The 16,884-nt window shown below is 71.7% G+C and carries 23 protein-coding genes; 4 read left to right on the top strand and 19 right to left on the bottom strand.

All coding sequences use genetic code 11. From position 1 onward, the window contains the following. Positions 1 to 2: 2 nt before the first annotated feature. The 13 genes from EV382_RS33770 to EV382_RS08540 form a co-directional block, all read right to left on the bottom strand. A complete protein-coding gene (locus EV382_RS33770; RefSeq protein WP_130401051.1) occupies positions 3 to 401 on the bottom strand; it encodes a group I truncated hemoglobin in 399 nt (132 codons plus the stop codon). A gap of 260 nt (positions 402 to 661) precedes the next feature. Next, the gene (locus EV382_RS08595) at positions 662 to 1,255 is read right to left on the bottom strand and encodes a MerR family transcriptional regulator (RefSeq protein WP_130401050.1); all 594 of its coding nucleotides are present in this window, start codon (positions 1,253 to 1,255) and stop codon (positions 662 to 664) included. Between the two features lie 160 nt (positions 1,256 to 1,415). Beyond that, on the bottom strand, positions 1,416 to 1,880 hold the full coding sequence (locus EV382_RS08590; RefSeq protein ID WP_130401049.1) for a bifunctional nuclease family protein: 465 nt from the start codon (positions 1,878 to 1,880) through the stop codon (positions 1,416 to 1,418). 187 nt (positions 1,881 to 2,067) lie between these two features. After that, complete coding sequence (gene ftsR, locus EV382_RS08585; protein WP_208758343.1) at positions 2,068 to 2,769, bottom strand: transcriptional regulator FtsR; 702 nt, start codon at positions 2,767 to 2,769, stop codon at positions 2,068 to 2,070. A 50-nt stretch (positions 2,770 to 2,819) separates the two neighbouring features. After that, the gene (gene odhI, locus EV382_RS08580) at positions 2,820 to 3,272 is read right to left on the bottom strand and encodes an oxoglutarate dehydrogenase inhibitor Odhl (protein ID WP_007071101.1); all 453 of its coding nucleotides are present in this window, start codon (positions 3,270 to 3,272) and stop codon (positions 2,820 to 2,822) included. A gap of 214 nt (positions 3,273 to 3,486) precedes the next feature. Further along, positions 3,487 to 3,867 carry a glycine cleavage system protein GcvH gene (gene gcvH, locus EV382_RS08575; RefSeq protein ID WP_130401047.1) on the bottom strand — a complete coding sequence of 127 codons (381 nt, stop codon included), beginning with the start codon at positions 3,865 to 3,867 and terminating at the stop codon, positions 3,487 to 3,489. Between the two features lie 60 nt (positions 3,868 to 3,927). After that, the gene (locus EV382_RS08570) at positions 3,928 to 4,938 is read right to left on the bottom strand and encodes a DUF881 domain-containing protein (protein ID WP_130401046.1); all 1,011 of its coding nucleotides are present in this window, start codon (positions 4,936 to 4,938) and stop codon (positions 3,928 to 3,930) included. A gap of 11 nt (positions 4,939 to 4,949) precedes the next feature. Further along, complete coding sequence (locus EV382_RS08565; protein ID WP_130401045.1) at positions 4,950 to 5,282, bottom strand: small basic family protein; 333 nt, start codon at positions 5,280 to 5,282, stop codon at positions 4,950 to 4,952. Beyond that, positions 5,279 to 6,223, bottom strand: coding sequence for a DUF881 domain-containing protein (locus tag EV382_RS08560; RefSeq protein WP_130401044.1), 945 nt, complete (start codon positions 6,221 to 6,223; stop codon positions 5,279 to 5,281). The genes EV382_RS08565 and EV382_RS08560 overlap by 4 nt, the downstream gene beginning before the upstream one ends. Then, positions 6,220 to 6,852 (bottom strand): cardiolipin synthase ClsA, encoded by a 633-nt coding sequence (gene clsA, locus EV382_RS08555; RefSeq protein ID WP_130401043.1) that lies wholly within the window; start codon positions 6,850 to 6,852, stop codon positions 6,220 to 6,222. Before clsA ends, EV382_RS08560 begins: the two co-directional genes overlap by 4 nt. Positions 6,853 to 7,150: 298 nt before the next feature. Beyond that, positions 7,151 to 7,612: a MarR family winged helix-turn-helix transcriptional regulator gene (locus tag EV382_RS08550; RefSeq protein WP_130401042.1), complete on the bottom strand. Its 462-nt coding sequence runs from the start codon at positions 7,610 to 7,612 to the stop codon at positions 7,151 to 7,153. A 56-nt stretch (positions 7,613 to 7,668) separates the two neighbouring features. Further along, positions 7,669 to 8,841 (bottom strand): PP2C family protein-serine/threonine phosphatase, encoded by a 1,173-nt coding sequence (locus tag EV382_RS08545; RefSeq protein WP_130401041.1) that lies wholly within the window; start codon positions 8,839 to 8,841, stop codon positions 7,669 to 7,671. 71 nt (positions 8,842 to 8,912) lie between these two features. Beyond that, positions 8,913 to 9,659: an SAM-dependent methyltransferase gene (locus EV382_RS08540; RefSeq protein WP_130401040.1), complete on the bottom strand. Its 747-nt coding sequence runs from the start codon at positions 9,657 to 9,659 to the stop codon at positions 8,913 to 8,915. A 116-nt stretch (positions 9,660 to 9,775) separates the two neighbouring features. On the opposite strand from EV382_RS08540, the gene EV382_RS08535 reads away from it, so the two are divergent. From EV382_RS08535 to EV382_RS08525, 3 genes are all read left to right on the top strand, one after another. Next, positions 9,776 to 10,657, top strand: a complete 882-nt coding sequence (locus tag EV382_RS08535) for a universal stress protein (RefSeq protein WP_130401039.1) — start codon at positions 9,776 to 9,778, stop codon at positions 10,655 to 10,657. Between the two features lie 99 nt (positions 10,658 to 10,756). Beyond that, positions 10,757 to 10,969 carry a phosphatidylethanolamine-binding protein gene (locus EV382_RS08530; protein ID WP_130401038.1) on the top strand — a complete coding sequence of 71 codons (213 nt, stop codon included), beginning with the start codon at positions 10,757 to 10,759 and terminating at the stop codon, positions 10,967 to 10,969. Beyond that, positions 10,966 to 11,442 carry a hypothetical protein gene (locus EV382_RS08525; RefSeq protein WP_130401037.1) on the top strand — a complete coding sequence of 159 codons (477 nt, stop codon included), beginning with the start codon at positions 10,966 to 10,968 and terminating at the stop codon, positions 11,440 to 11,442. The genes EV382_RS08530 and EV382_RS08525 overlap by 4 nt, the downstream gene beginning before the upstream one ends. Positions 11,443 to 11,444: 2 nt before the next feature. Here EV382_RS08525 and EV382_RS08520 read toward each other — a convergent pair whose 3' ends face one another. After that, the gene (locus tag EV382_RS08520; RefSeq protein ID WP_130401036.1) at positions 11,445 to 11,642 is read right to left on the bottom strand and encodes a hypothetical protein; all 198 of its coding nucleotides are present in this window, start codon (positions 11,640 to 11,642) and stop codon (positions 11,445 to 11,447) included. Between the two features lie 134 nt (positions 11,643 to 11,776). On the opposite strand from EV382_RS08520, the gene EV382_RS08515 reads away from it, so the two are divergent. Further along, a complete protein-coding gene (locus tag EV382_RS08515) occupies positions 11,777 to 12,427 on the top strand; it encodes a hypothetical protein (RefSeq protein ID WP_130401035.1) in 651 nt (216 codons plus the stop codon). 6 nt (positions 12,428 to 12,433) lie between these two features. On the opposite strand, the gene EV382_RS08510 is transcribed toward EV382_RS08515, so the two are convergent. The 5 genes from EV382_RS08510 to selB form a co-directional block, all read right to left on the bottom strand. After that, on the bottom strand, positions 12,434 to 12,619 hold the full coding sequence (locus EV382_RS08510) for a hypothetical protein (RefSeq protein WP_036410487.1): 186 nt from the start codon (positions 12,617 to 12,619) through the stop codon (positions 12,434 to 12,436). Between the two features lie 72 nt (positions 12,620 to 12,691). Then, a complete protein-coding gene (locus EV382_RS08505) occupies positions 12,692 to 13,969 on the bottom strand; it encodes a hemolysin family protein (RefSeq protein WP_130401034.1) in 1,278 nt (425 codons plus the stop codon). A 76-nt stretch (positions 13,970 to 14,045) separates the two neighbouring features. Then, the gene (locus tag EV382_RS08500) at positions 14,046 to 14,243 is read right to left on the bottom strand and encodes a hypothetical protein (RefSeq protein ID WP_030327722.1); all 198 of its coding nucleotides are present in this window, start codon (positions 14,241 to 14,243) and stop codon (positions 14,046 to 14,048) included. 58 nt (positions 14,244 to 14,301) lie between these two features. Next, positions 14,302 to 15,045: a hypothetical protein gene (locus tag EV382_RS08495; RefSeq protein WP_130401033.1), complete on the bottom strand. Its 744-nt coding sequence runs from the start codon at positions 15,043 to 15,045 to the stop codon at positions 14,302 to 14,304. A gap of 54 nt (positions 15,046 to 15,099) precedes the next feature. Beyond that, positions 15,100 to 16,884 (bottom strand): selenocysteine-specific translation elongation factor, encoded by a 1,785-nt coding sequence (selB, locus tag EV382_RS08490; protein ID WP_130401032.1) that lies wholly within the window; start codon positions 16,882 to 16,884, stop codon positions 15,100 to 15,102.

Raw genomic sequence — 16,884 nt, 5'->3', positions numbered from 1 at the left:
GCTCAGACGCCCGACCCGTTTCCAGCAGCCACCACCTGGCCCTGCACCTGCCCCAGCACCGTCTGCACGTCAGCCAGGATGTCCGCCGGCACCCCCAGCTCGGTCAACGTCACCGTCAGGTGCTCGCCCACCTTCGCGTAATGCCCCACCGGAATGTTCAACGGCTGGTGCGCCTCGGCCAACCCCCGACCGGTGTACTCGTTCGGGCCACCCAGCACCACGGTCAACATCAACGCCAGGTGCCGCCGCTGACCCGCCATGTCCACACCAGCGAAGTAACCCGCCAACTCCGGGTCCGCGAGCACCTTGTCGTAGAACAGCTCAACCGCCGCCTTGACCGAACTCGCACCGCCAATGCGGTCGTAGTGCGAAACGGGAGCAGTCTCTTCCGTAACCGTCACGGTCGTTCCTTCCGGGGGTGAAGGGTCCAGAACCGTGAGGGACCATAGCGTGTCAAGCGCCTCCGGTCAGGGCCCCCATATCGGATTCCCGACAACGCGCTACCACGCTGCGTCACCACTACTCGAAAGTAGATCCACCGTCGGCCACCACAGCGACACGCACCGTATCCACAATGGACCGTTCAGCTCCATCGACACCCACCACCGTTACCGAGGGTCGCGACAAAACCAACCGGAAAAAGACCGGGAAATGGGAACGCTCAACCGGCGCGTCGCCGCGCCCGCCGCGCCGCCAACTCGTCACCCACCGGATCCGACCCCGACACCACCGACTCCACCGGGCCGCTCGTCGCCGGCTCCGCCGGCAGATGCGACAACGACCCCTGGATCTCCTTGAAAGCCCCACCGATCGCGATGCCGAAGACCCCCTGGCCACCCTGCAACAGGTCGACCACCTCCTCCGGAGACCGACACTCGTACACCGTCGTCCCATCAGAGATCAGCGTGATCCCCGCCAGATCCTCCACACCACGCGACCGCAACGCCTCGATCGCCTTACGGATGTTCTGCAGGGACACCCCCGCATCCAACAACCGCTTCACGACCTTCAACACCACCAGGTCGCGGAACGAATACAACCGTTGCGTCCCCGAACCCGAAGCATCACGAACGCTCGGCACCACCAGCGTCGTCCGCGCCCAGTAATCCAACTGCCGGTAACTGATACCCACCGCGTGGCAGGCCGTCACACCCCGGTAGCCAACCGAACCGTCACCCTCAGCCGCCACACCTGGCGACGAGACACCCGGCTCGTCGAACTCTGCACCCGGATCGGAATCCTGCGGCTCGTGCATCCGGACAACCTCCCCGTCAGTGTGGCAACGCATCGTTTCCTCCGACGCGCACCCCTCGACATGGAAACCCTATAGCGACCGCCAAGGGTTACCACGGAGGAACCGACGCGACACGCCGCGCAGCCACCGAGAAAGATCACCAACCGAGCCCGGGCACACCTCAGCCCGCGAAATCCTCCGGACGCACCTGCTCCAGGAACTCGCGGAACTTCTCCACCTCGTCCTCCTGCTCATCAGGGATAACGATCCCCGCCTCGCTGAGGACCTGCTCCGCACAACGAATCGGCGCACCGACACGCAACGCCAACGCGATCGAATCGCTCGGCCGCGCCGACACCCGCACCCCATCGCCGAGCAACAGATCCGCGTAAAAGACGTTCTCCTTCAGCTCGGTGATCTCCACCGCCTGCAAGGGCGCCTTCAACGCCGCCAACACATCCCGCAGAAGATCATGCGTCAACGGCCGGGCCGGCTTGACCCCCTGCTGCTCATAAGCGATAGCCGTCGCCTCGACCGCACCGATCCAGATCGGCAGATAGCGGTCCCCCTCGACCTCCCTGAGCAGGACGATCGGCTGGTTGCTGGGCAGCTCCACCCGAACTCCGACCACGCTCAGCTCGCGCACCGCCGCCTCCGTGTCGTTGTCACCTACGCCGCACCGCGCCCTTTCCCTGCACGGTACACGGACCGCGACACGGCCGTCCCATGCGCTACAGCACCACGCCCGCGCCGAAAAGGGGTTACCCCGGCAAGCCTACGGCACGCTTCCCGGAAGAGATCTTTCCGCTCAGCCACCACCCACCGGGCACCCGTCACCGACCCAACGTCGACCGCAGACCCACCCGCACCAACGCCGCGTGCAACTGCTCCGACAACGCCACCAACTCACGCGCCGTCTCCGCCGCCCGCGCCCGCGCCGCCGGATCACTCTGCCGCGCCAACGGCGCCACCAACTGCGCGAACAAACCGACCTCCCGGTCCGCCGCCGTCCGATAACCCCGCAGATGCCGCGGCTCCAACCCGTACGACGCCAACCCCGCCACCGCCGACGCGATGATCAGAGCATCCGCGTCATACCACCCCGGCGGATCCGACACCAGCACACCGAGCCGCTCCAACTCCACCAACGTCGACTCGTCGATCCCACTACGCGCCACCAGATCCGCCCGGCCGAGCCGCACCTGCGACGACTCGGCCGGCTCCACCGACTCACGACCCGGCACCGCACCATCAGGACCAACCGCCACCAACGCCGGCCGCGACCGCCCCGGCTGCTCACCAGCCGAATCCCACTGGGCCAACTGCTCCCGGATCACCCGCAACGGCAGGTACTTGTCCCGCTGCGCGGTCAACACGAACCGCAACCGCGCCACATCGTCCCAGCTGTACTTCCGGTAACCCGCCGCCGTCCGCTGCGGCTCGACCAAACCCTCAGCCTCAAGAAACCGCAGCTTGGAAATCGTGGTATCCGGAAAATCCACCCGCAACTGCCCAAGCACCTCACCGATGCTCATCAGCGGCTCAGACCCAGCCGCCCCGGGTGACATGGAGGCCGCAGGCTCGTTCACCCCCGGCCGGCCTCCTCCTCCGGGCGCGGACCGGCGATGAACACCACCCGGAACTTACCGATCTGAACCTCATCACCATTGCTCAACGTGGCCGCCTCAACCCGCTCACGATTCACATACGTGCCATTGAGGCTGCCCACATCCCGCACCGTGAACGTCCCACCATCGCGGTGGAACTCCGCGTGCCGACGCGACACCGTCACGTCATCCAGGAAGATGTCACTGTCCGGGTGCCGGCCACTGGTCGTCACATCGTGGTCCAACAGGAACCGGGCACCCGCATTCGGACCTCGACGAACCACCAGCAGCGCCATACCCGGCGGCAACGAACCGGACATCCGGCTCGGCACCACATCGGTGTCCGGCCCCTCCAGCACTTCGTCGAGCGAACCGAGATTGAGCGTCGAAGTGACGTCGAGTGGGGGGAACTCGTCGTCTGGCCGCGTCATGGGACCACCTCACGGATCTGTTCGGTCGGCGTCGGGTAATGGCGGGTCTGGCCGCCGGGCACGTGAACACCCGGCGGCTGGCTCCCCGTGCCCGGGAAGGCAATTCCGCAACGCTCAACTATTGGGTTCTCGGTCGACTGGGCGAGCCTAGCCAGCGCCGAAATGCAGGGCAACCGGACGCGCGCAGACATCCCACGCACCGGATCAAGCACACTCAGCCTTCGGTGATCTTCTGATACGCGGCTGCCGTGAGCAACCCATCAGTCGCGGTCGGATCATTCGGCGTGATCTCCACCAGCCAACCCGCACCGTACGGATCCGTGTTGATCAGCTCAGGCGTGTCCGCCAACGCATCATTGCGCGCCGCCACCGTACCGGCCACCGGCGCGTAGATCTCCGACACACTCTTGGTCGACTCGATCTCACCCAGCGAGTCACCGGCCGCGACCACCGCACCCGCCTCGGGCAACTGCACGTACACGATGTCACCGAGCGCGTCCTGCGCGAAGTGAGTGATGCCGACCCGGACCGAAGCCGTGCCGTCACCCGCCACCCACTCATGCTCGGCGGTGTATCGCAGATCCTCGGGAATCACCAGACGCGTCCTTCATCCATCGGTGCCCCGGACCACCCGGGTCCGGCGCGGCCGCGCCGGTCAGGAGACCGGACGGGCGTGTTCCAACTTGATCGGCACGTGCAGCGCCGAAACCTCGGCAACCTCACGCTCCCCAAACGTCACGTTACCGCCGCCACCCCGGACCGACGCCACCACCCCACCAGGAATGTTCAACGCCGTACGCATCGTCGCCGGATCACCGATCACCGTGATCGTGTACGGACCCGTCAACCGACGCCCCTCCACCACCAACGAACCGTTCTCGCCATCCAGGAAGTACGTCGACGCGATGATCCGCACGGTCGCCCGATCCCCACCGGAGATCTGCATCGCCTCCGCGCCCGCACCCCGCAACTCCTGCACCGCGTCCAACACTCGGTTCGCCGAGATCGGCTTGGCACCGGAGTCGAACTGCACCGTCAACCCCGGACCCACCGCCGGCAACGTCCCCGCCAGGATGCCCAGTTCGTCCGCCCGCCGCGTCGCCTCATCCAACGCCGCCTGACGACCCTGCTCACCCGAACGCAACTGCCGCTGACTCTCCTCCAGGGCCCGAATGTCCTGCTGCAGACGACTCTCCCGCGCATCCAGATCCGACAGAATCCGAACCAGGTCCTCCTGCCGCGTCGCCCCCAACGTCGGGTCCGTGGACGTCGTCTTGAACTGCACGACCAACGTGAAGCCCAACAACGCCAACAACGCCACGATCATCACCCCGGCCGCACTCCACCGGGACCGACCCGCCACCGGCGACGCCGACTCCCCGACCGGCTCAACCAACCCGTCAGAGCCCGCCACCGGCTCCCCCGACCGCGACACCGCGCTCAGGTCCACCGTCACACCATCGTCAACCGGCTCCACACCCGGCTCCGCCGAGGGCTCGTCATCCGAGCGCCCCGGCCGCGCGGGCTCCTGCGGCGCCAACGGACTCAACTCGTCCGGATCCGGCGCATCCGGCCGCGGATCCGGCTCACCCGCCGGCCCACCCGGCCGCACCGGACCCGCCGGCTGCGGCCACCCCGTCCCCGTGTCGGTCTGCTCGTCACTCATCGCAACCCAACCTACGCCCGGAACAGGTGCCGACGGATCGCCGCCACGTTGCCGAAGATACGCACACCCAACACAACGACCACACCGGTGGACAACTGCCCACCCACCCCCAACTGGTCACCCACATACACGATCAGACCAGCGACCAGCACGTTCGAGATGAACGACACCACGAACTGCTTGTCATCGAAGATGCGGTCCAACCGGGCCCGCACCCCACCGAACACCGCGTCCAACGCGGCCACCACCGCGATCGGCAGGTACGGCTGCAACGCCGCCGGCACCGTGGGATCAAGCCACACGCCCAGCACCACACCGGCGAGCAACGCCAGCACCGCGATCATCGGCCACCTCCGGAGGGGCTAACAGTCGTCGCCGGACCGGACGACCCGGGACTGCCGGACCGGACACCCGACGCGGAAGGGCTCGGACTGACCGACGGCTTGGCGTAGCGTAGCTGCGGCTCCGGTGCCGCCGGCAACGTGAGGTCATCCGACTCCCGCACCCCGAACGACAACCCCGTCTTCTGCGCGACCTCCCGCATCAACGCCGCGTTCCGGCTCTCCTCGAACTTGCGCCGCATCGAACCCGGCCCGATCGCCGACACCTCGTACGGCCCGGTCACCGGCCGGAAATCCACAAGCATCGCCTCACCCGCCGACCGGATCGTCGACGTCGACGTCAACCGCTGCCCGTTGATGGCGATCGCCTCCGCACCGGCACTCCACAACGCGTTCGCCACCCCCTGCAAGTCGCTGTAGAGCACCCGGGGCGGCCCAGCACCGGCACCGGTCACCGCGTCGGCATTGTCCGGCGCGTCCGCCAACCGCACCACCACACCATCACCACGCACCCGACCCAGGCCGGTACTCGCCTCCAGGTTGCGCAACCGGGCGGCGGCCGACCCACTCAACGCCGCGTCCCGCTGCCGGCTGACCTCCTCACGCAACTGGTCCGCGCGGGTGGACAACCGGTCGGTCTGGCGCTCCCGCTCCTTGATCTGCGCCACCAGACCCGACCGGGCCTGACTGCGCCCCGGCTCGTCGGCCATCGTCTGCCGGTACGCCACCGCGAACAGGAAACCCAGCAGCACCACCACGACCAGGCTCACCGACCGCGCCGGCAACGCCCGCCACCCACGCGGCGGAGCGGACTGCGCCGAGCGCCGACGTGCGGCGGCCGCGTCCGCATAACCCGGATCCAGCGGGTTGCGGAACAGCTCGGTGAGGAAATCCGGCGCGTACACCCGGTCCTGGCCGGGTTTCCCCAGCCGCGGGGCGCTCACGCCACCGCCCTCGGGCCGCGCGCCGCGCGCACCAACCGGGCCGCCTGCACGACGTACATCCCGCCGGCCACCCAGTAGAGCACCAACCCCCACCAGCCCAACGCCCAACCGATGGCGCTCGCGGCCGTCGCCACGTCGGTCGCCGCGGTGGCCAACAGCAGCACCGGGAACGCCGCGAGCAGCAGGAAGGTGGCGGTCTTGCCCACGTAGTGCACCGGCGGCGGCCCGTACCCGTACCGGCGAAGCACCGCCAGCGAGGCGAGCAGCAGCAGCTCACGGGCCAGCAGCGCCGCGGTGAACTGCCACGGCACCACCTCCCGGGCGGTGAAGGCGACCAGGGTGGCGAGGATGTAGAGCCGGTCGGCGAGCGGGTCGAGCAGCTCCCCCAGGCGGCTCACCTGATGCAGGCGGCGGGCGATCCAACCGTCGACCCAGTCGGTGGTGCCGCCGATGGCCAGCACCACGACCGCCGCGACGTCGGCCCGTTGCACCAGGAACAGGTAGAGGAACAGCGGCACGCCCAGCAGCCGTCCGAAGCTGATCAGGTTGGGCAGGGTGAGCACCTGGTTGCCGGGTGCCTCGTCACCGGTGTCCCGCGGTTGCTCTGCCCGAGCCGGCCGACGCGACACCGGTCCTCCTTCACGGCACGCGGGCCCCCGGGCCGGCGCGGGGCGCGGCTGAGGGTCGTACGCGCTGTCGGGCCGACCAGCGCCGGCTCTCCCCTGCGGGCCCCGGGTGGGGCCCTTTCCCCTGATGCGGCCCGCGATCACCGAGATCGCGGGCCGGGTAAGTGCGCTGCCACTATATCGGGCTTCCTCGCGCTGGCCGGGCGCCGCCGCCGGGCTGTCGGTGCGGCTGTGCCGCACTGTGGCGTGGATCACCACGCGTAGAGCGTCCTAGGACACTAGTGGAGGAAGGGACACGACCTCAGGCCGTCTGGGCGGCGGAGCCGGTTTGCTGCTCGGGCACCGCGCTCGCCGCCCGAGCGAACCCGGCCAGCGCCAGCAACAGATCGTGTTGCATCCGCGCCGGCATCCGATCCAGCACCGCCTGCACCGCACGCTGCCGCCGCTCGGCCAACTCCCCCAACAGGGTCAACGCGGCGGCGGTCGGCACCAACCGCACCTCACGCCGGTCACGCGGGTCGGCCATCCGGCGCAACAACCCGGTCGCCTCCAACCGGTCGCACAGGCGGCTCGCCGACGAGGGCACCACGTCCAGCAGCTCCGCCAACCCGTTGACGTTGGTCTCCGGGCGGGCGCTGATCAGCGCGAGCACCCTCAGCTGGGTGGGAGGCACCTGGTGGCGCGACGCCGCCGAATCGAGCACGGCGATCAGCGTCCCGGCGGCCGCGTCGATCGCCGCGGCGAGATCCGCAGGTCGCTCCACCTGATGTCCCCTGCCGTCGTCGCGCTGGTGCCCGCCCGGCAACGCGGCCGCAAAGCTCACCCCGTGCCCCGCTCGCGTGGACCGTGCCAGTCCAGGCAGACCACGACGGCGTCATCGCGCAGATCGGAATCCGCGTGGTAGGCGTGCAGTTCGCGCATCACCGTACCAACCGCCTCGGCCGGTGGCTGCAGCCGCGTGGCGCGCAGGGAACGCGCCATCATCCGCTGCCCGTACGGCTCCTGACCCGGCGGCTCGGCCGCCCACACCCCGTCGCTGACCACGAAGAGGCGGTCACCCGGTACGAGTGGCAACTCCTGAACCTCGTAGCGGGTCTCGGCGAACATACCCAGCGGCAGCTGCGGATCCAGCTTCATCGGCTCGACCGTGGACCCGCGCATCCGCAACAGATGGGGTGACCCCGCGTCGACCGCCCGCACCCGGCCGGCGCGGGTGTCCACCTCGAGCAGCAGGGTGGCCACGTACCGGGCACCCCGATGCTGGTAGAAGACCGTGTCCGAGGCCAGCTCGGCCTGTTCCACCAGACTGCCGCCGGAGCGACGCGCGTTGCGCATCGCGTTGACCGTGACGGCGGTCAACAGGGACGCGGCCAGCCCGCTGCCCTCGCCGTTGAGCACCGTGACGGTGAGCCGATCACCGTCCAGCGACCAGTCGAAGTGGTCGCCACCCACCGTGTACGCCGGTTCCAGCTGACCGGCCAGATCGAACGCGTGGTGCGCCACACCGCGACCGGGCAGCAGGTCCCACTGCATCTCGGCGGCCATCGTCAGCCGCTCCCGACGCCGGGCCCGCCGGTAGCGGTCGGTCTCCCGGTCCGCCGCGCGCATCGCCACCGCCAGAGCGCCGGCGATGTCCGTGGCACGACCGGTGACCGCCGGATTCGGTACCGCCGGCAGCTCGATCAGCAGCACGCCCAGCCGCTCCCCCCACACCGTCAACGGCAGGTAGAGCCGGCACGGGCCGGTGCCGTCGCGGACCGGTTGCTGGCTGCTGAAGCAGCGCTGCGCCATGGTGTGGCAGGCCAGGAACCCACCGGCCGGCAGGTCCGGGTCCAGCACCGGCCAGAGGCCACTGATCCGGTAGTCGGCGACGAAGACGTCGGTGCGCAGCGCGCCCATGGTCGACCGGATCGCCCGGTCCGCCGCCTCCGCCAACTGGTCGGGCGGTGCCTCGCGCAACGCGCGCGACACCACGTCCGGCGCGTCTATCATCGTCGCCCTCCCCAGAAACTTGCTACAGGGCAAGCATCATACGGACGGCGGCGGACCGATGATCGGGGCGGTCAATCCTCCACGCGGGTCGCGAGCACGCCGTGGAACGCGTCGGGCACCCGCGCCGGCGACCCTTCCGGCCGCCACTCGACGACCGGGACGATCCCGTCCGCCGTCGGCACCCACCGCCCCAGCAGGGGCGCGAACGCCGCCGGTGGACGCATCCGGAACTGTGGCCCCATCATGGCCAGCGCCTGCGGATGACCGGCGAGCTCCTCGGTGTCGAAATCCACCGCGAGCAGGCTGCCCGGCGCCGCGGCGGCGTACAGCTCGTCGAGGGTACGGGTCAACGTGGCGTCGTCGAGGAACGCGGCCAACCCGAGGAAGACCACTCCGACCGGGCGGCGACCCCACCCCGGCACGAAGCGGTGCAGCTGCGCCGGATCGATCGAGCCGATGTCGGTCGCGTCGCCGAAGCCGTAACCGGCCCGGTCGCTGCCGGCGAGGATGCTCTGTCCCAGTCGGATGGTGACCGGGTCGACGTCGGTGTAGAGCACCGTCGCCTCGGTGGCGACCTCGTGCACGTTGCCCATCGTCGGCACCCCCGCGCCGAACACCAGGAACCCGTCCACGCCCTGCTCGACCATGGCCCGCACCGCTCGACCCAGGAACGCCCGCAGCTCCCGGAACACCGGCGCGCACGGCCCGTACGCCTGCTCGAACGCGCTCGCGGCGGCCACGTCCACGGGGAAGTGATGCTGCCCCCCGAGCCAGAAGTCGATCATGCGAGCGGTGCTCGGTTGGTCTGGTTCACCCATCGGCGACGCTCCCTCCCCGGTCGGTCGTCGCCAGCGTACCGACCGGGGCGCGCTCAGCGGTATCGCGGCGCGGGGGCGTCCGGGCCGGTGATACTGGCCGCGAGCGGAGGTGGGCGGTGAACTCGGCGAACAACGCGGCGGTGGTGGTCGGCGTCGACGGCTCGGAGTCGGCACTGCGCGCCGTACGACTCGCCGCCACCGAGGCGGCACGTCGGCACCGGCCGCTGCGGGTCGTACACGGCTTCATCTGGCCGCTGCTGCACGTACCGCTCTCCCCCGCCCCCGGCGCGCCGCCCGGCGGTGGGCTGCGCCACCGGGCCGAGGAGCTGGTCGAGGCCGCGGTGCGCGAGGCCGAGGCGACCGCGCCCGGGCTGTCGGTCTCCGGCGAGATCATCGACGGCGAGGCCGCCGCGGTGCTGGTGGGCGAGTCCCCCACCGCCGCGCTCATCGTGCTCGGCGACCGTGGGCTGGGCGGATTCGCCGCCCTGGTGGTCGGCTCGGTCGCGGTGCAGGTCGCCGCGTACGCCGACTGCCCGGTGCTGGTCGCGCGCGGCGCGCAACGCCCCGACGAGCCGGTGCTGGTCGCGGTGGACGGTTCGGACGCCTCCCGGCAGGCCACGGAGTTCGCCGCCGAGACCGCCGTGTCGCTCAACGTGCCGCTGGTGGCGGTGCACGCCTACCGGCATCCCGGCAGCAGCGCTCCGGGTGACATGCAACCCCTGGTGTACGACGAGGCGAAGCTGCACGCCGAGCAGGAGCGGATGCTCGCCGGGTGGTTGACCGGGCTCACCGAGTCCCACCGGGGTCTGCGGTTGACCTGCCGGGCGGTGCACGGCCGACCCGGCACTGTGCTCGCCGAGGCGTCCGGCTCCGCCCAACTCGCGGTCGTCGGCGGGCGCGGGCGCGGCGAGGTGACCGGGTTGCTGCTGGGGTCGGTGAGCCAGTCGATGCTGCACCACGCGCAGTGCCCCGTCGTCGTGGTTCGCGGGCCCCACTAGCCCGTCGGGGTTGGTCCGCCGCCAGACGGGTAGACGGCCGCGGTACGCCCAGCGGACGGTGGGCAGCACCAGGCGCCCAGACCGACGGAGGAGGCACAGATGCCAGGACCACGACCGGGCAGTAACGCCTACGACAAGCAGCGGGCGCGGTTGCGCAACGCGATCGACGACGCTGGCCGCCGCGTACCCGACGGCAAGGCCAACCAGGTCGCGAACCGGATCCTCCAGGAGGATCGCGGCCAGCGAGGCGTGGTGCGCGGCGAGCGCACGTACGGCCCGAAGAGCGAGCGCGAACCGGGCGACCCGAAGTGAGGAGGGTCGACGTGGCCGACGGCGCGATCGCAGGCGCCGTCGGCAGTACCGCGCTGAACGTGGTCAGCTACCTCGACGTGGCGCTGCGGGCCCGACCGCAGAGCGACGTCCCACAGGAGACCGTCGACAAGCTGGCCGGGATCGCGCACGTGAACCTGGGAAACGGGGCCCGGGCGGCCAACCGCCGCTCGGGCCTCGGGCCGCTGATCGGGTACGCCCTGGGCATCGCCGCGGGGGTCGGGTTCGCCCTCTACGCCGGTGGTCGGCGTCAACCGTTGCCGGTCGCCACCGGCCTGCTCGGCGCGGGCGTCATGACCATGACCGACGGGTCGATCACCGTGCTCGGGATCAGCGACCCGCGCACCTGGCGGCGCTCCGACTGGATCTCCGACATCATCCCGCACGTGGCGTACGGGCTGGCGGCCGCCGCCACCTGGAACAGGTTGCGGCGGCCGCCAGGTCGCGGTCGCTAGGGTCAGCGGGTGTCGTCCTCGGCCACCGGCTCACCGGCCGGGCCGTACGGCGACACCTGCCCCTTGGGCACCGGTCGACCGGCGTCCCCGCGCGACGAGCCACGGTTGAGCGGGTGCCCGGTCGGCTGGGGCCCCTTGCTGTCCTGGCTGGTGGCGCCCTTCGCGTTACGCCGGAGTTCTGCCTGCTGCGGGTTGACCACGGGTGTCTCCCTTCCGGGTACGGCAGTCGGCATCGACCGCCTGCACCGCCGGCATACCCGCCCGCCCCGGTGGCATTCCGGCCGCGGTCACCGGTGCGGCGGCTAGCGGGCCCGCAAGTGGGTAACCCACCGGGGTGGGCAATGATCGAAGTGTGGTGCGGGTCCTGCTCGACCGGCGTGGCCGCACCTACGCCGAGGAGGCCGGCATCCGGCTCTCCGACCGGCCGGGACCGCTCTACCAGCTGCTGGTGCTGACCACGCTGCTGAGCACCCGGATCCGGGCGTGCGTGGCGGTGGACGCCGCGCGGGAGTTGTTCGCCGCCGGCTACCGCACCCCGCAGGCCATGGAGGCGGCCAGCTGGCAGGAGCGCGTCGACGCGCTGGGCCGGGGCCACTACCGCCGCTACGACGAGCGGACCGCCACGATGCTCGGCACCGGCGCCCGACTGTGCCTGGACCGCTGGCACGGTGACCTGCGACGCCTGCACCGGGAGGCCCAGGGCGACCCCACCGGGCTACGGCGGCGACTCACCGAGTTCCCCGGCATCGGACCCACCGGAGCGGACATCTACCTCCGCGAGGCGCAGGCCGTCTGGTCGGACGTACGCCCGTACGCCGACCGTCGGGCCCTGGCCGGGGCGAAGCGGCTGGGCCTGCCGGGGTCACCGGACCGGCTCGCCGGTCTCGTCGACGAACCGGACTTCGGCCGGCTCGCCTCCGCGCTGGTACGGGTGGCGCTGGGAGAGGAGTCCGCCGGTGAGGTCACCCGCGTCGCCGCCCGCTGAGGCGGCTCACTTGACCGTCTTGTCCCCCGGGCGGGTCAGGTGCCACACCAGCAACGCGGCGAGCAACGCCAGGACCACCACCCCGCCGGAGATGCCACGGCCCTCCTCGGGGCTGCGGCCGGCGCTGCCGAAGTAGATCACCGCGAGGCCGGCCAGCACCGTGACGAACGTACGCAACCCTCGGTCCTTCACGTCTGGCACGCTAGGCGCGCCGTGGGCGTCGTCGCGCCGATTCGGGTGTGGTGTCAGCCTTCCGGGTGATGCTCAGCGTTCGGTGACGAACCCGCAGAGGCGTACCCGGCGCACCGCCCGGTCGGCGACCTCCACCACCTGCAGGGTCAACCCGGGCAACCGCACCGTCTCACCCGGGGAGTCCGGCAGGTGCCGCAGCCGGGCCAGCACCAGGCCCGCCACCGTCGTGTAGTCCCGCGACAGCGGAAAGCTCAGCCGCACCCCCAGGTCGGGCAGGTCGTGCAGCGGAAAGTCACCGGGCACCAGCAGCGACCCGTCCGGTTCGCGCACCACGCCGTGCACGTCGCGGTCGGTCTCGTCGTACAACTCGCCGACCACCTCGGCCAGCAGATCCTCCATGGTGACCATGCCGTCGATGCCCCCGTGCTCGTCGACGACCAGGGCCAGTTGCTGATGCTCCTGCCGCAGTTGGCGCAGCGCGTCGGCGACCGGCAGGGTCACCGGCAGCAGCAGCGGCGCCCGGACCCGCTCGCCCACCGCGACGGTGCCGGCCCGCACCAGGTCACGGATGTGCACCACGCCGAGCACCTCGTCCAGCCCGCCGGGACCGGTGACCGGAGCGCGGGACCGTCCGGCGGCGGCGAGCCGCCGGACGCCCTCGTCGGCGGTCAGACTGGCCGGGAGCGTGGTCACCTCCCGCCGGGCCACGAGGATCTCGCGCAACGTCCGGCCGGCGATGTCGAACGCGCCGGTCAGGATCTCCCGCTGCTGGGCCGACAGGCCACGCTGGCTGGCCAGCATCTCCCGCAACTCCTCCTCGGTCATCTCCTCCCGGTTGGCCCGCGGATCACCGCCGGCGAGCCGCACCACCGCGTCGGTGGCCCGACTGAGCAGCCACACCGCCGGCCGGGACACCCGGGCCAGCAGGTCCAACGGGCCGGCGCTCAGCAACGCCCACCGCTCGGCCCGTTGCATCGCCAAGCGTTTCGGGGCCAACTCGCCGAGCACCAGCGTGACGAAGGTCAGCAGCACCGTCACCAACAGCACCGCGGCGGGACGCGCCGCCCCCCCGAGGAAACCCAACGGTCCGACCAGCGGACCGGCCAACGACACCGCGGCCGCCGCCGAGGCGAGGAACCCCGCCAGGGTGATGCCGAGCTGAATCGTCGCCAGGTAGCGGTTCGGGTCGCGCGACAGCCGCACCAACCGGTCGCCGGCACGGCTGCGTCGCCCCAGCCGCCGCAGCTGCCCCTCGCGCAGGGTCACCAGCGCCATCTCACTGCCGGAGAGCGCGGCGTTGACCAGCACCAGCACGGCCACCAACGCCAACTGCCCGAGCTGACCGCCCATCGCATACCCCCGTCCGCCGCCTGAGGTCACTCAACCGCAGCGGGGCGCACCGCGGGCCTGGTTTGCGACCGCCCGGTCAGTCGACCTCCAGGTCGTCCAGGGAGATGGCATGGGTCATCAGCCACCGGGCCAGCGCCGACATCCCGAACAGCCACAGCGGCACGGACTCGGTGGGGCCATTGGTGGCGTAGATGGCGAAGCGCAGATCCGGCGCGCGGTACGCCTCGATCCGCCACCGGTGCTGCCGGTCCCGCCAGACCGCCGAAGGGTCCATGGCGTCACCGTAGGTGACCACCGCCGACCGGGGGGCCGGTTGGCTCAGCACCGCCCGCTCAGCCCGGCACCACCGTCGTTCCCATCACGATGCGGGCAACGGCCACCAGGAGGTTGATCCCGACGCCGGCGAGGATCAACCAGCCGACACCACGCCAGCCCGAGCCCCGGTCGACGACCGGCACCGGCGGCGGTCGCCACAGCTCCCGGTAGGTCCAGGCCAGCACACCCACCCCGAACGGCAGCAGCCCGATCCAGAACCAGAACCATCGGGTACCGGCCAGCGGCGGCGCACCGCCGATCAGCCGACCCAGCCACAGCACTGTCAGCATGCCAGCGAGCAGACCCGCGGCGTTCCTGATCCGGTACACGGTGACGTCCGCGGGCGTGGTCTCCGAAATGGCCGCGAGCTGGGTGTCCCGCCAGCTCAGCCCGGCACCCGACGGGTCTGGCTCGCCGACGTACGGATCGGAGGCGGGCGGTGCGCCGAAGGCGTACCAGGTCTGGCCGTTGCGCACCGACCAGACCAGCAACCCGCCGTGCGGCGCATACCGCGACCGAGGTTGACTCGCCCAGTACGCGCCGCCGTCGTCCCAGCCGTTCGCCCGGTGGAAGGCCACCACCTGGCCGGTCGCCAGATCGCGGTCGAGCTGGGCTTCGGTCGACTCGCGGGGCTGCACCCACCAGGCCAGACCGGCCCACAGCACCCAGAGCACCGGCAGCCCCCAGCGCAGCGCCACCGGGACGGCCTCCCGCCACCGGCCGCTGGACGGCCGCGACGGGGACGGGGACACCTCGACCATCCGCCCACCGTCGCACCCCGACGCGATCCTGTCAGTCCCGAAGGGGGTGCCTGCTCAGCTGACGACGATCCGGGCGTCGTCGGGCAGGCGGCGGGTCGCGCCCCGCCGGTCCAGCAACTCCAGCAGGGGCACCGCCACCCGGCGGGTGGTGTCCAACGCCTGCCGGGCCGCGGAGAGGGTGAACGGCTGCGGCAGCCCGGCCAGCACCCGCACCGCGTCGTCCAGCGCGTCGGGCAGCAGCACCACGTTGTCGGCCAACCGCAGCAGCGCACCGGCCCGCACCGCGGCACCGATCTCCCGGGGGCCCAGACCGAGGTCGACGAGGCGGTCCGCTTCGGGGGCGCGGAACGGCCGGTCGCCGTACTCGGCGCGGACCCGCTGCACGGCCCGGGCCACCGGTTCGGGCAGTGTGTCGGCGTTCGCCGCCCCGACCCGACCGGAGTTGATCCGCAGCGGCGGCCGGACCAGCGCCTCGACCAGCACCCGGTCGGGCAGGCCGAGGCGTTGCCGCAGCGCCTCCACCGGCATCCCCGGCTCCAACGGGTGCTCCCGAACGTGGCGGGCGACCTCCTCAGTCAGCCGCTCCCCGAGCCGCCGCCAGTACGCGGGGTCGGCCAGCCAGTCACCGGCCACCGGCTCGGCGAACGCCGGCCTGTCCCGCCCCGGGTCGGCGGTCACCGGGACACCCATCCGGATCAACGCGCCGGCCCGGATCAGCCGGCGACGGCGCAGCTCGCTCGCCAGGTCCCCTCGACCGTCCAGGTCGGCGAGGACCTGGGCGCGAGCGGCCGCCGCACCCCGTCGGGCCAGCGGTGGGGGCGACACGTCCAGCACCCGCACCCCGCCGCTGACGTGGTGGCGCCCCGGGTCCCGCAGCAACGCCCGGTCACCCACCAGCAACGGCAGCGGGCGGGCCAGCCGCAACCGGACGGTGTCCGGGCCGAGCGGACGCACCCGTACCGGCACCGCCGCCGACCCGACGTGCAGGGTGAGGGTGGCCGGCAGGTCCGCGGCCGGGTCACCGGCGAGCCGGACGTCGACGAGGTCGGTGTGGTGAAACCGGCCGGGGGTGAGCAACGCGTCGCCGCGGCCGAGCCGGTCGCGGGGCGTACCGCGCAGGTTGACCGCCACCCGGGCGACCGCCGCCGCCTCCGGACGGGCCGCGCCCAACGAGTGCAGGCCCCGGACCCGCACGGGTTCGTCGGCGCCGGCCAGCTCCAGCTCGTCACCCACCCGCAGCCGGCCCGCGCCGAGCGTGCCGGTGACCACGGTGCCGCTGCCGCGCACGGTGAAGCTGCGGTCCACCCAGAGCCGGACCGGGTCGTCCACCACCGGGGCGGGCAGCTCGGCGGCGAGCCGGTCCAGGGCCGCCCGCAACTCCGGTAGGCCGGCGCCGGTCAGCCCACTGACCGCCACCGCCGGCACCGCGCCGAGGCTGGTCGCGGCGATCTCGGCGCGGGCGCGGGCCGTCGCCGGGCCCGGGTCGGCCAGGTCCGCCCGGGTCACCGCCAGCAGGCCGTACGCGACGCCGAGCGCGTCCAGCGCGGCCAGGTGCTCGGCGGACTGCGGCATCCACCCCTCGTCGGCGGCCACCACGATCAGCGCCGCCGGGACCGGGCCGACCCCGGCGAGCATGTTCGGCACGAACCGCTCGTGCCCGGGTACGTCGACGAAGGCGACCGTGCCGCCGGACGGCAACGTCGTCCAGGCGAAACCCAGGTCGATGGTCATCCCCCGGCGGCGTTCCTCGGCCCACCGGTCGGGTTCCATACCGGTCAACGCCCGGACCAGGGTCGACTTGCCGTGGTCGACGTGCCCGGCGGTCGCGACGACGAACAC

Source organism: Micromonospora violae (assembly GCF_004217135.1).
Taxonomy (GTDB): Bacteria; Actinomycetota; Actinomycetes; order Mycobacteriales; family Micromonosporaceae; genus Micromonospora; species Micromonospora violae.
Note: the sequence above shows the minus strand (reverse complement) of the source record. Positions and strands in the feature narration are given on the sequence as shown.